General features: G+C 64.9%; 14 protein-coding genes and 1 tRNA gene. 8 read left to right on the forward strand and 7 right to left on the reverse strand.

Annotated features, from left to right (window positions below):
- Window positions 1-168: 168 nt before the first annotated feature.
- The gene (ccsA, locus tag G3O06_RS41875) at window positions 169-1,062 is read right to left on the reverse strand and encodes a cytochrome c biogenesis protein CcsA (RefSeq protein WP_011350867.1); all 894 of its coding nucleotides are present in this window, start codon (window positions 1,060-1,062) and stop codon (window positions 169-171) included.
- 89 nt (window positions 1,063-1,151) lie between these two features.
- On the opposite strand from ccsA, the gene ffh reads away from it, so the two are divergent.
- Window positions 1,152-2,519, forward strand: a complete 1,368-nt coding sequence (ffh, locus tag G3O06_RS41880) for a signal recognition particle protein (protein WP_021159890.1) — start codon at window positions 1,152-1,154, stop codon at window positions 2,517-2,519.
- A gap of 94 nt (window positions 2,520-2,613) precedes the next feature.
- The gene (locus G3O06_RS41885; RefSeq protein ID WP_059528628.1) at window positions 2,614-3,165 is read left to right on the forward strand and encodes a hypoxanthine-guanine phosphoribosyltransferase; all 552 of its coding nucleotides are present in this window, start codon (window positions 2,614-2,616) and stop codon (window positions 3,163-3,165) included.
- An 84-nt stretch (window positions 3,166-3,249) separates the two neighbouring features.
- Here the strand turns inward: G3O06_RS41885 and G3O06_RS41890 are convergent, their stop codons facing one another.
- Window positions 3,250-3,852: a MarC family protein gene (locus G3O06_RS41890; RefSeq protein WP_069247072.1), complete on the reverse strand. Its 603-nt coding sequence runs from the start codon at window positions 3,850-3,852 to the stop codon at window positions 3,250-3,252.
- 21 nt (window positions 3,853-3,873) lie between these two features.
- Window positions 3,874-5,610: a proline--tRNA ligase gene (locus G3O06_RS41895; RefSeq protein WP_205819585.1), complete on the reverse strand. Its 1,737-nt coding sequence runs from the start codon at window positions 5,608-5,610 to the stop codon at window positions 3,874-3,876.
- A 218-nt stretch (window positions 5,611-5,828) separates the two neighbouring features.
- Between G3O06_RS41895 and G3O06_RS41900 the strand changes: the two genes are divergently transcribed.
- Together G3O06_RS41900 and G3O06_RS41905 are read left to right on the forward strand one after the other, a co-directional pair.
- On the forward strand, window positions 5,829-6,476 hold the full coding sequence (locus G3O06_RS41900) for an RNA pyrophosphohydrolase (RefSeq protein WP_122944413.1): 648 nt from the start codon (window positions 5,829-5,831) through the stop codon (window positions 6,474-6,476).
- Window positions 6,477-6,489: 13 nt separating this feature from the next.
- A complete protein-coding gene (locus G3O06_RS41905; protein ID WP_122944412.1) occupies window positions 6,490-7,098 on the forward strand; it encodes a CNP1-like family protein in 609 nt (202 codons plus the stop codon).
- A 93-nt stretch (window positions 7,099-7,191) separates the two neighbouring features.
- Here G3O06_RS41905 and proB read toward each other — a convergent pair whose 3' ends face one another.
- The 4 genes from proB to rplU all read right to left on the reverse strand — a co-directional run bounded on the left by proB (window position 7,192) and on the right by rplU (window position 10,298).
- Window positions 7,192-8,310: a glutamate 5-kinase gene (gene proB / locus G3O06_RS41910; RefSeq protein ID WP_175004916.1), complete on the reverse strand. Its 1,119-nt coding sequence runs from the start codon at window positions 8,308-8,310 to the stop codon at window positions 7,192-7,194.
- Window positions 8,311-8,397: 87 nt separating this feature from the next.
- Window positions 8,398-9,510, reverse strand: a complete 1,113-nt coding sequence (gene obgE, locus G3O06_RS41915) for a GTPase ObgE (protein ID WP_174916816.1) — start codon at window positions 9,508-9,510, stop codon at window positions 8,398-8,400.
- A 188-nt stretch (window positions 9,511-9,698) separates the two neighbouring features.
- A complete protein-coding gene (rpmA, locus tag G3O06_RS41920; protein WP_006476999.1) occupies window positions 9,699-9,962 on the reverse strand; it encodes a 50S ribosomal protein L27 in 264 nt (87 codons plus the stop codon).
- Between the two features lie 24 nt (window positions 9,963-9,986).
- Window positions 9,987-10,298, reverse strand: a complete 312-nt coding sequence (rplU, locus tag G3O06_RS41925) for a 50S ribosomal protein L21 (protein WP_006025184.1) — start codon at window positions 10,296-10,298, stop codon at window positions 9,987-9,989.
- A 210-nt stretch (window positions 10,299-10,508) separates the two neighbouring features.
- Here rplU and G3O06_RS41930 point away from each other — a divergent pair, with 210 nt between their 5' ends.
- The 4 genes from G3O06_RS41930 to G3O06_RS41945 form a co-directional block, all read left to right on the forward strand.
- Window positions 10,509-11,504: a polyprenyl synthetase family protein gene (locus G3O06_RS41930; RefSeq protein ID WP_034182656.1), complete on the forward strand. Its 996-nt coding sequence runs from the start codon at window positions 10,509-10,511 to the stop codon at window positions 11,502-11,504.
- A gap of 177 nt (window positions 11,505-11,681) precedes the next feature.
- Window positions 11,682-11,758: transfer RNA gene (locus G3O06_RS41935), tRNA-Pro, on the forward strand.
- A gap of 141 nt (window positions 11,759-11,899) precedes the next feature.
- Window positions 11,900-13,192 carry an HlyC/CorC family transporter gene (locus G3O06_RS41940; RefSeq protein ID WP_174989224.1) on the forward strand — a complete coding sequence of 431 codons (1,293 nt, stop codon included), beginning with the start codon at window positions 11,900-11,902 and terminating at the stop codon, window positions 13,190-13,192.
- A gap of 83 nt (window positions 13,193-13,275) precedes the next feature.
- Window positions 13,276-14,217, forward strand: a 942-nt coding sequence (locus G3O06_RS41945; protein ID WP_241020513.1) for an ATPase, T2SS/T4P/T4SS family, incomplete at its 3' end; no start/stop codon positions are given.

Below are 14,217 nucleotides of genomic sequence, written 5' to 3' on the forward strand. Positions count from 1 at the left end.
TCGCAGGTCGGTCTCGCGACGCAAGCGATGCTGTGGGAGGCCGGTGTGCAAACGGTGCTGCCGCCGGGCTACCTGTGCTGCGGCTACCCGCAGCGCGGTTCGGGTCAGTACGACAAGGCCGAGAAGAGAAGAATCAGGAGAAGAATCTGTCGCATCGGAAACCTGCGGTCAAACCACGGAACGGTGCAGCAGCACCTCGAAAACGAACCGGCTGCCGACATACGCGAGCAGCAGCGCGGCGAACGACACGAGCACCCAGCGCGCGGCACCGCGGCCACGCCAGCCCGACGTCTTGCGGGCGACCAGCAGGCCGCCGAACATCAGCCACGACAGGATCGCGAACACGGTCTTGTGGTCGAGCCGCAGCGCGCGCGCGTCGACCTGCTCGCTGAACAGGATGCCCGACGCGAGCGTCAGCGTGAGCAGCACGAAGCCGGCGCCGATCAGGCGGAACAGCAGCTTCTCGAGCGTGAGCAGCGGCGGCAGCGTCTCGAGCCAGCTCGCGATCCAGCCCGTCGAGCCGTCGCGCCCGCCGCTCCTCAGCGACTGCAGACGCCGCTCGACCATCAGCATCAGGATCGCGTGCAGCGCCGCGATCGCGAACAGGCCGTATGCGATGTTCGCGATCAGGAAATGCAGCTTGAACAGCGGCGCTGCGGCATAAGGAAGCACCCGCACGCCGCCGAACACGAGCGGCAGCAGCGACGCGCCGCACGCGAGCGGCAGCACCAGCAGGCGCAGGCTGTCGAGCGGGAAGAAGAAGCTCTCGATCCAGTAGATGCCGGCGCCGAGCCAGAACATCGCGGACAGCGCGAACGCGAAGCCGAACACCATCGCGTCGTTCGGAAAGATCGTCGTGTGGAGCAGCACGCCGTGCGCGACGAGCGCGGCAAACAGCAGCGCGCGGCCGGCCCCGCTCATCCCGGACGCGGCGGACGCGGGAACCGGCACGGCCGGCACGCTCGCGACGAGCGGCGTCGCGCCCTGGCGGTGCGTGCGCCAGCCTGCGACGGCGAGGCCGCCGTACAGGAATGCGGTGAGGGCATACAGTACAATATCCATGTTCGAAGTTTACACTAGGCCCCCTTCCCGCGACGGCTCCCTTTGTTCGGTTCCGCCGCGCCTTCGGGCCCCACTGTCCATCGCTCCCCATGCTCGACAATCTCACTCAACGGATGGCGCGCGTCGTCAAGACGCTGCGCGGCGAGGCCCGGCTTACCGAGGCGAACACGCAGGAGATGCTCCGCGAGGTGCGTCTCGCACTGCTGGAGGCCGACGTCTCGCTGCCGGTCGTCCGCGAATTCATCGCCAAGGTCAAGGAAAAGGCGCTCGGCGAAGAAGTGATCAGCAGCCTGTCGCCGGGTCAGGCGCTGGTTGGCGTGGTCCAGAAGGAACTGACCGCCGTGATCGGCGGCGACTACGAAGGCAAGGCCGCCGAGCTGAACCTCGCGGTCACGCCGCCCGCCGTGATCCTGATGGCCGGCCTGCAGGGCGCAGGCAAGACCACGACCGCCGGCAAGCTCGCGAAGCTGCTGCGCGAGAAGTACAAGAAGAAGGTGCTGACGGTGTCGTGCGACGTGTATCGCCCGGCGGCAATCATGCAGCTGAAAACGGTGAGCGAACAGGTCGGCGCCGACTTCTTCCCGTCCACGCCGGACCAGAAGCCCGTCGACATCGCGGTCGCGGCCGTCGACTGGGCAAAGCGCCACTACCATGACGTGCTGATCGTCGATACGGCCGGCCGCCTCGGCATCGACGAAGCGATGATGCAGGAAATCGCCGCGCTGCACGGCACGCTGAAGCCGGCCGAAACGCTGTTCGTCGTCGACGCGATGCTCGGCCAGGATGCGGTCAACACCGCAAAGGCGTTCAACGACACGCTGCCGCTCACCGGCGTCGTGCTGACCAAGCTCGACGGCGATTCGCGCGGCGGCGCCGCGCTGTCGGTGCGCCACGTCACGGGCAAGCCGATCAAGTTCGTCGGCGTGGCCGAGAAGCTCGACGGCCTCGAAGTGTTCCACCCCGACCGGATGGCGAACCGGATCCTCGGCATGGGCGACATCCTCGCGCTCGTCGAGGAGGCGCAGCGCGGCGTCGACGTACAGGCCGCGCAGAAGCTCGCCGACAAGGTCAAGAAAGGCGGCGACTTCGACCTGAACGATTTCCGCGCGCAGATCTCGCAGATGAAGAACATGGGCGGCCTGTCGTCGCTGATGGACAAGCTGCCTGCGCAGTTCCAGCAGGCGGCGGCCGGTGCCGACATGGGTCAGGCCGAAAAGTCGATCCGCAGGATGGAAGGCATCATCAGCTCGATGACGCCCGCCGAGCGCGCGAAACCCGAGATCATCAAGGCGACGCGCAAGCGCCGCATTGCAGCCGGCGCGGGCGTGCCGGTGCAGGAAGTCAACCGGATGCTGAACCAGTACGACCAGATGCGTACGATGATGAAGAAGCTGAAGGGCGGCAACATGCAGAAGATGATGCGCGGCCTGAAGGGCATGATGCCCGGCATGCGCTGATTCCGCCCATCGGCCGGCGCGCGGGTTTTTGCTGTAGCGCGCGCCGTCCGTTCTGCTTCATTCTTATTTGTATACCGACTGCCCGCCAGAACACATGAACCGCGAAGAAGCCCTCCACATTTTCAACCACTCCGAAGAGATCGTCTCGGCCGACGCCGTCAATGCGTCGATCTCCCGGATGGCCGACGCGATCCGCGCCGAGATCGGCGATGCGTTCCCGCTCGTTCTCTCGGTGATGGGCGGCGCCGCGGTGTTTACCGGGATGCTGCTGCCGCATCTCGATTTCCCGCTGGAATTCGACTACATCCACCTGACCCGCTACCGCAACACGACGCAGGGCAGCCCGGAAATGCACTGGCGCGTCGCGCCGCGCGAATCGGTGAAGGACCGGATCGTGCTCGTGCTCGACGACATCCTCGACGAAGGCGAGACGATGGCCGCGATCCGCGACCGTATCCTCGACATGGGCGCGCAGCGCTTCATGTCGGCGGTGCTGTGCGAGAAGACGCTCGCGAAGGCGAAGCCGCTGCACCCCGACTTCTGCGGCTTCGCGGTGCCGGACCGCTACGTGTTCGGCTGCGGGATGGATGCGAAGGGCTACTGGCGCAACCTGCCGACGATCCGCGCGCTGACCACGAACGTCTGAGCGCCCCGCTCCGCACTATATAAATAGAAAGCGGCGCTCCGGTTTCCCGGAGCGCCGCTTTTTTGTAGCCGTGCGCCGCCTGCCCTACAGCTGGTGCACGAACACGCGGACGCCGCCCAGCATCATCTCGACCGAAATCGCGACGAGCACGAGGCCCATCAGCCGCTCGAATGCCGCGACGGTCCGCTCGCCGATCCATTGCTGGATCCGCTCGGCCAGCACCAGCGTCACCGCGCAGACGATCATCGTGACCGTCAACGCGCCGACCCACTCGAGCATCTTGCCGGGCCCCTGCGACGTCAGCAGCATCACCGTCGCGAGCGCGGACGGCCCGGCGAGCGCCGGAATCGCGAGCGGTACGATGAACGGCTCGCCGCCTGCGCGCGGATCGTTGCCGAGCGCGCCGTCCGGATGCGGGAAGATCATCCGCAGCGCGATCAGGAACAGCACGATCCCGCCGCCGAGCCGCAGCGACAGGTCGGTGAGGCTCATCATCCGCAGGAAACGGTCGCCAACCAGCATGAAGAACAGCAGGATCACGAACGCGATCCCCACTTCACGCAGGATCAGCTTCACGCGCCGCTCGCGCGGCACATCCCGCATCGCCGAAATGAACAGCGGGATGTTGCCGAGCGGATCGGTGATCAGCACCAGGAGCACGGTGGCCGACAGGAAGGTGTATTCCACCGCGTTCCCCGGTCGGTGCGCTTAGTGCGCGAGCGCGGCGCGGATCTTCTCCGCGACCGTCGCCGCAGCCGCGTCGGCCGGCAGCAGCGTCGCTTCGGCGTCGCGGCGGCCCTGGTACTCGATCTTGCCTTCCTTCAGGCCGCGCTCGCCGATCACGAGGCGATGCGGCACACCGATCAGCTCCCAGTCGGCGAACATCACGCCCGGGCGTTCGCCGCGATCGTCGAGGATCACGTCGATGCCGGCCGCGGCGAGTTCCGCGTACAGCTTGTCGGCCGCTTCGCGCACCATGTCGCTGCGGTCATAGCCCATCGGGCACAGCACGACTTCGAACGGCGCGATCGACTCGGGCCAGATGATGCCCTTGTCGTCGAAGTTCTGTTCGATCGCCGCGCCGAGAATACGCGTGACGCCGACGCCGTAGCAGCCCATCAGCATCGGCTGCGGCTTGCCCGACTCGTCGAGGAACGTCGCACCCATCGCTTCCGAATACTTGGTGCCGAGCTGGAACACGTGGCCGACCTCGATACCGCGGCAGATGTCGATCACGCCCTTGCCGTCCGGCGACGGGTCGCCCTTCTTCACGTTGCGCACGTCGGCGACGTCCGGCTCGGGCAGGTCGCGGCCCCAGTTCACGCCAGCGATGTGATAGTCGACCTCGTTCGCGCCAACGACGAAATCGCTCATGTTCGCGACCGTGCGGTCCGCGATCACCTTCACGGGCTTCTTCGTGCCGACCGGGCCGAGATAGCCCGGCGGCGTGCCGAACCACTCGACGATTTCCTGCTCGGTCGCGAAGCGGTGGTTCTTCAGGCCCGGCAGCTTCGACACCTTGATCTCGTTCAGGTCGTGGTCGCCGCGCAGCATCACGAGCCAGATGGTCGGCTCGGCGCCTTCGTTGTCGGTCGCGAGCACGATCGACTTGATCGTGCGCTCGAGCGGGATGGCCAGCAGTTCGGCGACGGCTTCGCACTTCGCCTTGCCGGGCGTCGCGACCTTCTCCATCGCTTCGGCCGGCGCCGCGCGTTCGGCGCTCAGCGGCAGTGCTTCGGCCGCCTCGATGTTCGCCGCGAACTCGGACGTCGGGCAGTACGCGATCGCGTCTTCACCGGTGTCGGCGATCACGTGGAATTCGTGCGAGAAGTTGCCGCCGATCGAGCCGCTGTCGGCCGCGACCGCACGGAACTCGAGGCCGAGGCGCGTGAAGATGCGCACGTACGCGTCGTACATCTTGCGATACGACTCGTTCAGGCCAGCCGCATCCTTGTCGAACGAGTATGCGTCCTTCATGATGAATTCGCGGCCGCGCATCACGCCGAAGCGCGGACGGATCTCGTCGCGGAACTTCGTCTGGATCTGGTAGAAGTTCACCGGCATCTGCCGGTAGCTCTTGATCTGGTTGCGCGCGATGTCGGTGATGACTTCCTCGTGCGTCGGCCCGATCACGAAGTCGTTGTCCTTGCGGTCCTTGAAGCGCAGCAGTTCGGGGCCGTACTGCTCCCAGCGGCCCGATTCCTGCCACAGCTCGGCTGGCTGCACGGCCGGCATCAGCAGCTCGATGGCGCCTGCCCGGTTCATTTCCTCGCGCACGATCGCTTCGACCTTGCGAATCGAACGCAGGCCGACCGGCAGGTAGTTATAGATGCCGCCGGCGACACGACGGATCATGCCGGCGCGCACCATCAGCTTGTGGCTGACGATCTCTGCGTCGGCGGGTGCTTCTTTCAGGGTGCCGATAAAGAAACGGGAAGCTTTCATGCGGACGGTTCCAAAAACGGCGCCCCCAGGCGGGGCGCCCGAAAAAGTTTCAAGGTGAAAAAGCTGCGCGCGACGAACGACGATGGCGCAGACGACGTAGCAGACTAATCAGGGACAATTCAGCCGGTGTACCCCGCGCGGATTCGCTCCGTCACGGTGCGCAGCGCCCGTTATCTGTTTATAATCAAAGCAATTTTAAAGGATTCGAAGGTGGTTGTATGCTGGATCGTGAAGGCTTTCGCCCGAACGTCGGCATCATCCTCTTGAACGCGCGCAACGAGGTGTTTTGGGGCAAGCGGCTCCGCGAGCATTCCTGGCAGTTTCCTCAAGGTGGGATCAAGTACGGCGAGACCCCCATGCAGGCGATGTACCGGGAACTGCACGAGGAAACGGGCCTGCATCCGGAACACGTCAAGATAATCGGCCGCACCCGCGACTGGTTGCGTTACGAGGTGCCTGACAAGTTCATTAAACGCGAAGTACGCGGTCATTACCGCGGCCAGAAGCAGATCTGGTTCCTGCTGCGGATGGTTGGACGCGATTGCGACATTTGCTTGCGCGCGACCGACCACCCGGAGTTCGATGCGTGGCGCTGGAACGAGTACTGGGTGCCGCTCGATGCGGTGATCGAGTTCAAGCGGGATGTCTATCAGTTGGCGCTGACGGAACTGTCGCGCTTCCTGCGCCGCCCGGCGCAGAAAGCCGAAAAGCCGCGCGGGCCGCGTCTGTCGCGCTATCCGCGCGTCATTGGCGTGCAGGCCCAGCAGACGCTGACGATTGTCGACACATCGGTAGTCTGTTCGGAGATCGAAGTGGAAGCGGGCACGCTCGACGAGATGCCGCCCCACGTGATCGTCGGCAAGTGACGAATCGAACTGCATGACCGGGCGCGACCTTGGTGTCGCGCCCTTTTTTTACGAGGAATGCATATTGAAAGCGATTGCTCTCGCGCTCGCATCGATTGCCGCGGTGGCCACGCTGGCAGGTTGCGCGAATTCGAAGACGCCGACCAACAAGGATGACAGCGAGTTCGTGTATCTGCTGGACCGCCAGGGCACCTGGAAGGAAAACGCGGTCGACACGCTGCCGCCGCTGCCGCAGACGGGCGACCTGCTGCCGTTCAACGTATCCCAGAACACGCCGCTCAAGTTCTTCGTCGACGCGAAGTCGCTCGTGGTCGGCACCGATGGCGTCGTGCGCTACGCGGTCGTCATCACGAGCCCGGCCGGCGCGCGCAACGTGAACTACGAAGGCATCCGCTGCGACACCTACGAATGGCGCCAGTATGCCGGCCTCAATTCGGAACACGACGGCTGGGATCGCACGGTCGAGAACGACTGGCGGCGCATCGAGAACGGCGAACTGAATGCCTACCACTCGGCGCTCTATCAGGACTACTTCTGCTCGAACAAGATGCCGCAGGGCACGACCCAGCAGATCCTGGAGAACATCCGGTTTCACCGCACCGCGATGAGCCAGTTGCGCTGACGGCGCGCGGCGCCCGCCGCCACTGTCCACCGCATGAAAAAAGCCCGCATCACGCGGGCTTTTTCGTTTGACGGCCGGAACCGGCACGAATGGTCACACCAGCACCAGGTTGTCGCGATGGATCAATTCGGGTTCCAGCATGTAGCCGAGCACGGATTCGATCTCGCCGCTCGGCTTGCGGTGAATCAGTTTCGTCTCCGCACTGCTGTAGTTCGTGAGCCCACGTGCCACTTCGCGCCCGTCGGGGCCGACACACGCGATGACTTCACCGCGCGCGAACGCGCCCTGCACGTCGATCACGCCGATCGGCAGCAGGCTCTTGCCGCCGGCCGTCAGCTTCTCGACCGCGCCCGCGTCGATCACGACATGGCCGCGCACCTGAAGATGGTCGGCCATCCACTGCTTGCGCGCCGCCATCCGTGCGGTACGTGCGATCAGTTGCGTGCCGATCGCCTCGCCGGCCGCCAGACGCACGAGCACGTCGGTTTCCCGGCCGCTCGCGATCACGGTGTTCGCGCCGCTGTGCGCCGCACGCTTCGCAGCAAGGATCTTCGTCAGCATCCCGCCGCGGCCGAGACTCGAGCCCGCACCACCCGCCATCGCCTCGAGTTCCGGCGCGCCCGCATTGGCTTCGGCAACGAGCGTCGCGTTCGGATCCTTGCGCGGATCGGCCGTGAACAGCCCCGACTGGTCGGTCAGGATGATCAGCGCATCGCCTTCGATCAGGTTTGCAACGAGCGCGCCGAGCGTGTCGTTGTCGCCGAACTTGATTTCGTCGGTAACGACCGTGTCGTTCTCGTTGATGATCGGCACGACGCCAAGCCGCAACAGCGTCAGCAGCGTCGAACGTGCATTCAGGTAACGCTCGCGGTCGGCCAGGTCGGCATGCGTCAGCAGGATCTGCGCGGTGCGGATGTCGTGCTCGGTGAAGCGGCTCTCATAGACCTGCGCGAGCCCCATCTGGCCGACCGCGGCGGCAGCCTGCAACTCGTCGATTTCCCGCGGCCGCTTGCTCCAGCCGAGCCGCTGCATCCCTTCGGCAATCGCGCCCGAACTGACGAGCACGACTTCCTTGCCCTGGGCGCGCAGCGCGGCGATCTGGGCCGCCCAGCGGCCGATTGCTGCATGATCGAGCCCCTTGCCGTCGTTCGTCACGAGGCTGGAGCCCACCTTCACCACCAATCGCTTCGAATCCGCGATGATCGAACGCATCCTGCACTGTCTCCTGTATCTGATGCCTGCCCGGCCGGGCGCGATTGAATGCCGACGCCGGGCGGCAGGCCCGGCGCGTTCAACCGCTCAGACGTCGTCGCCCGGCGCCGCATCGCCCTTGGCAGGCGGCGCGTCGCGGAAGCGCACGTCCGCGGCGAGATCTTCGGCCTCCGCCGCGCGGTGCGCGTCCGAATGTTCGGAGAGGTAGTCGTAGATCGCGTAGCACAGCGCTTCGCAGCCCTGGCCCGTCAGTGCCGAGATCTCGAACACGGGGCCGTCCCACTCGAAGCGTTCGAGGAAATCCGCGACGCGCGCCTTGCGCTCGTCTTCCGGCACCATGTCGAGCTTGTTGAGCACGAGCCAGCGCGGCTTCTCGTAGAGCGCCTCGTCGTACTTGCGCAGCTCGCCGACGATCGCCGTCGCTTCCGCAACCGGATCGACGGTTTCGTCGAACGGTGCGAGATCGACCAGATGCAGCAGCACGCCGGTGCGCTGCAGGTGGCGCAGGAACTGATGGCCGAGGCCCGCGCCTTCGGCGGCGCCCTCGATCAGCCCCGGGATATCGGCAATCACGAAGCTCTTGCTCGGGCCGACCCGCACCACGCCAAGATTCGGCGCAAGCGTCGTGAACGGGTAGTCGGCGATCTTCGGCCTCGCGTTCGACACCGACGAGATGAACGTCGACTTGCCCGCGTTCGGCATGCCGAGCAGACCGACGTCGGCGAGCACCTTCAGCTCGAGCCTCAGCATGCGTCGCTCGCCCGGCTTGCCGTCCGTCTTCTGACGCGGCGCTCGGTTCGTGCTCGACTTGAAATGCAGGTTGCCGAGCCCGCCGGAGCCGCCCTGCGCAAGCATCACCTGCTGGTCGTGCTCGGTCAGGTCGGCGATCAGCTCGCCGGTATCCATGTCGTTGATGATCGTGCCGACCGGCATGCGCAGCGTGACGTCGTCGCCGCCCTTGCCGTAGCAATCCGAGCCGCGCCCGTTTTCGCCGTTGCGCGCCAGGTGCTTCTTCGCGTAACGGTAGTCGATCAGCGTGTTGATGTTGCGGTCGGCGATCGCGTACACGCTACCGCCCCGGCCGCCGTCGCCGCCATCCGGCCCGCCGAACGGGACGAATTTCTCGCGGCGCATCGACGCGCTGCCATCGCCTCCGTCGCCGGCGATGACTTCGATTCGTGCTTCGTCAATGAACTTCATTCGTCACTCCGCCCAGTATTTCCGCTATTGTGCCGCGCACCGGCGCGCTTGAACAATCTGCCGTTCGGCCGATCGTACGCCGGTTGCGCGATGGTCGCCCGAGCGCACGCGCGCCCGGCGGCCAAATAAAAAAAGGCCCCGCGAAGACTGCGGGGCCTTTCGGCTACGAAGCCCGTGGGTGCCTGAACTTAGGCAGCCGCCGGGACAACGATGACCAGATGCTTCTTGTCCGCGCCCTTGGTCGCGAACTTGACGTGACCGTCAACCAGCGCGAACAGGGTGTGATCCTTGCCCATGCCGACGTTCTCGCCTGCGTGCATGCGCGTACCGCGCTGACGCACGATGATGCCGCCAGCATTGATTGCCTGGCCGCCGTACACTTTCACGCCGAGACGCTTCGACTCGGAGTCGCGGCCGTTCCGGGAAGAGCCGCCTGCCTTTTTGTGTGCCATCTGATTGCTCCTTTACCGAGGCGCTTACGCGTTGATCGCGTCGATGCGCAGCTCAGTGTAGTTCTGGCGGTGGCCGCCGTGCTTTTGGTAGTGCTTCCGGCGACGCATCTTGAAGATGGTGACCTTGGCATGACGACCGTGCGACACAACGGTGGCCTTGACGGAAGCCCCACTGACCAGCGGCGTACCGAACTTAATCGATTCGCCTTCGCCCACTGCGAGAACCTGGTCGAGCGTGATTTCAGCGTCAATGTCAGCCGGTATCTGTTCTACTTTGAGTTTTTCGCCAACGGCAACCTTGTACTGCTTGCCGCCGGTTTTTATGACCGCGTACATTGAGAACCTCACTCTGGATCCAATTTTTCCGCACACCACGCGCGGAAAACACGTGATTATACATGGGGTTAGCACCGAAGTCAAAACCGATCGACGATTGCCCCGTGCGAGCCTCGGCCGAACGGTCAAATTCGCGGCTGCAGCACGTGTGACAAACCGGGATATCTCGGATTCGACTTATAATCCGCCGCATCACCCAATTCCATCATCATGTCGTCGTCCACCGCCTCCCCCACCCTCAGCGCCGCCCATCTGCTCGCTCCGATCACCAGTGACATGGAGCAGGTGAATCGCGTTATCCGGCAAAGCCTCGCGTCCGATGTGCTGCTGATCAACCAGATCGCCGAGTACATCATCGGCGCGGGCGGCAAGCGGCTGCGCCCGGCATTGCTGCTGCTCGTCGCCGGCGCGCTCGGCGAGACGTCGCATCAACGGCACGTGCTGGCCGCCGTCGTCGAGTTCATCCATACGGCCACGCTGCTGCATGACGACGTCGTCGACGAATCCGAACTGCGCCGCGGCCGCCAGACCGCCAATGCGCTGTTCGGTAACGCGGCGAGCGTGCTGGTAGGCGACTACCTCTATTCGCGCTCGTTCGAGATGATGGTCGGCGTCGGCAAGATGCGCGTGATGGAGATCCTGTCCGAAGCGACGACGATCATTTCCGAAGGCGAGGTGCTGCAGCTCCTCAACATGCACGACGCGGACGTCGACGAAACGCGCTACATGCAGGTGATCCGCTACAAGACGGCCAAGCTGTTCGAGGCGTCGGCGCGTCTGGGCGCGGTACTCGCGGGCGCCGATGCGCCGACCGAGGCCGCCGCCGCCGAATACGGCCGCCGGATCGGTACCGCATTCCAGATCATGGACGACTGGCTCGACTACGCGGGCACCGTCGAGGCAATGGGCAAGAATGCCGGCGACGACCTTCGCGAAGGCAAGCCGACGCTGCCGCTCATCTATCTGATCGAACGCGGCACGCCCGAACAATCGGCGCTGGCACGCGAGGCGATCGAACAGGGCGGCACCGATCGCTTTGATACGATTTTCGAAGCGATCACGCGTTCTGGCGCACTGGATCACACGCTCGAATGCGCACGCCAGGAAGCGCAGGCGGCTGCGGCTGCGATCGCTGCGTTCCCCGATTCGATCTACAAGGAAAGCCTGCTCGCGTTGTGCTCGTACTCGACGTCGCGACAGTCGTAAGTGCATGTCGTGCGTCGCCGCTACGGCTGCGACGTACGTTCGACACGGGGAAATCACCTGTCTCGAAAAATTTCTTCTCCAAGGCCTTCCCTTTTTGAAGAAACGTCGTTATAGTTATGTTCTTGCTCGACGACGCAGCGGTCTTGAAGAAGGCTGCGAAATCGGAAGAGTCCAAATCGGGGTGTAGCTTAGCCTGGTAGAGCGCTACGTTCGGGACGTAGAGGCCGGAGGTTCGAATCCTCTCACCCCGACCAGATTTGTAAAAAACCGTGCACTCCGTGCACGGTTTTTTTTTGCCTGGCCGCCGCAGGCCCCTCGTGTCGCGCACGACACATCGCCGCCGCCGGCCTCTGCTATATTCCTTCCATCCCTGTCCTTCACTGCCCTTCCAACGCGTGGACCAAATTCCCTTATGGGCGCAAATCGGCGCCGTCTTCCTGCTTCTCCTCTGTTCCAGCTTCTTTTCGATTTCCGAGACCGCGATGATGGCGCTCAACCGCCATCGGCTGAAACATCTCGCCAGCCAGGGCGCACTCGGCGCGAAAACCACGCAAGGCCTGCTGACGCGCACTGACCTGCTGCTCAGCGTGATCCTGATCGGCAACAACCTGTTCAACACGATCATCCCGGTCCTGACGACGTCGCTCGCGCTGCATACGTTCGGCCGCAACAACCTCGCGCTGTCGATCGCGACCGGCATCGTCGCGTTCCTGATCATCGTATTTGCAGAAATCGCGCCGAAGATCGTCGGCGCAACGTTCCCCGAACGCATCGCGCTGCCCGCGAGCCTCGTGATCGCGCCGCTGATGCGCGTGTTCAAGCCGGTCGTCTGGTTCGTCAACGCGCTCGCGAACGGCGTGCTGTGGGTGCTGCGCATCAACACGAAGAAGGGTCGCGACCAGCGAATGTCGGCCGACGAGCTGCGCGCCATCGTGCTCGAGTCGAGCAGCTTCATGCCGACCAAGCACCGCAGCATCCTGCTCAACCTGTTCGACCTCGAGAACATCACGGTCGACGACGTGATGGTGCCGCGCCGCCAGATCGAGTCGCTCAACTTCTACGCGCCGCTCGACGACGTCCTGCACCAGCTCGAAACCTGCTATCACAACCGGCTCATCGTCTACGAAGGCGACATCGACAAGGTGCTCGGCGTGCTGCACGTGCGCAAGACGCTGACCGCGCTGCACAACCAGGAGTTCGACCGCGAGACGCTGCGCACGCTGCTCGCCGAGCCGTACTACGTACCGTCCGGCACGCCGGTGGTGCAGCAGCTCCAGTTTTTCCAGGAAACGCGGCAGCGGACCGCGCTCGTCGTCAACGAGTACGGCGAGCTCGAAGGGCTCGTCACGCCCGAAGACATCATCGAGGAGCTGATCGGCGAATTCACGACGTCGATGCCGCGCAGCGAACGCGCGGGCGGCTGGGACGAGAACGGCGAATGCATCGTCTCGGCGAGCATGCCGCTGCGCGAACTCAATCGCTGGCTGCACCTGAAGCTGCCGACCGACGGGCCGAAGACGCTGAACGGACTGGTACTCGAAATCCTCGAGGAAATTCCGGAAGACGACGTGTGCCTGAAAATCGGTGACGTGATGCTCGAGGTGATGCGCAGCGACGACCAGGCCGTGCGTACCGTCAAGCTCTTCAAGCCGCGCGGCTCGCGCACCGGACGCGCCACCGCGCGCTAGCCGAACGGCTGACTGCCGGCGCCGCCCGCGACGCGCGACCATCTGCTGGTCACGGTCAACAGGCGGCCAGCGCGCCGGCACACATGCATTTCACTCCTCCCGGGGCGCCGCTGCGCACGCAGCCGCCGCCCGCCACCGCACCGCGCGCGCTCGACGCAGCCCAGCTCGATGATGCGCCGGCCGTACGGCTGCTGACGGACACGCTTCACGCGGCACGCGTGCGCGACGCATCCGACATCCACGTCGAGCCATTCGAAGCCGGCTGGCGCATCCGCCTGCGCATCGACGGCGTGCTGCACGAACATGCACGGCCACCTCTTCATCTGCGCGACGCGCTTGTCACGCGGATCAAGGTGCTCGCGCGCATGGACATCGCCGAGCGGCGGCTCCCGCAGGACGGCAGGCTGCGCATCGCAATCGACGGCGGTACGCGCGGTGACTACCGGGTCAGCTCGCTGCCCACGTTGTTCGGTGAAAAGCTCGTGCTGCGGCGCCTCGAAACGATGCCGCCCGACCTCACGCTCGCCCGTCTCGGCTTCGACGCGCAGCAGGCGGCCGCGATGGAGGCCGCGATACGCGCACCGCATGGCCTCGTACTCGTCACCGGCCCGACCGGCAGCGGCAAGACGCTGTCGCTCTACTGCGCGCTGCAGATGCTCGATCGCGATGCGCACAACGTCTGCACGGTCGAGGATCCCGCCGAGATCCAGCTCGACGGCATCAGCCAGGTCGGTGTCGCCGAAAAAGCGGGGCTCACGTTCGCGACTGCACTGCGCGCGCTTCTGCGGCAGGATCCGGACATCATCATGGTCGGCGAGATTCGCGATGCGGAGACGGCCGACGTCGCGATCAAGGCCGCGCAGACCGGCCATCTCGTGCTGTCGACGCTGCACACGAACGACGCGCTCGGCTGGGACCAGATCGACATCGACCCGTTCCTCGCCGGCGTGCTCGTGCTCGGCTTCATCTACGGCGCGTACTTCACCGAGACGTTCCGCGGCGCGTTCCTGTCGGTGCCGCGCGGC

The organism is Burkholderia sp. Ac-20345, assembly GCF_017104825.1.
Classification (GTDB): domain Bacteria; phylum Pseudomonadota; class Gammaproteobacteria; order Burkholderiales; family Burkholderiaceae; genus Burkholderia; species Burkholderia lata_B.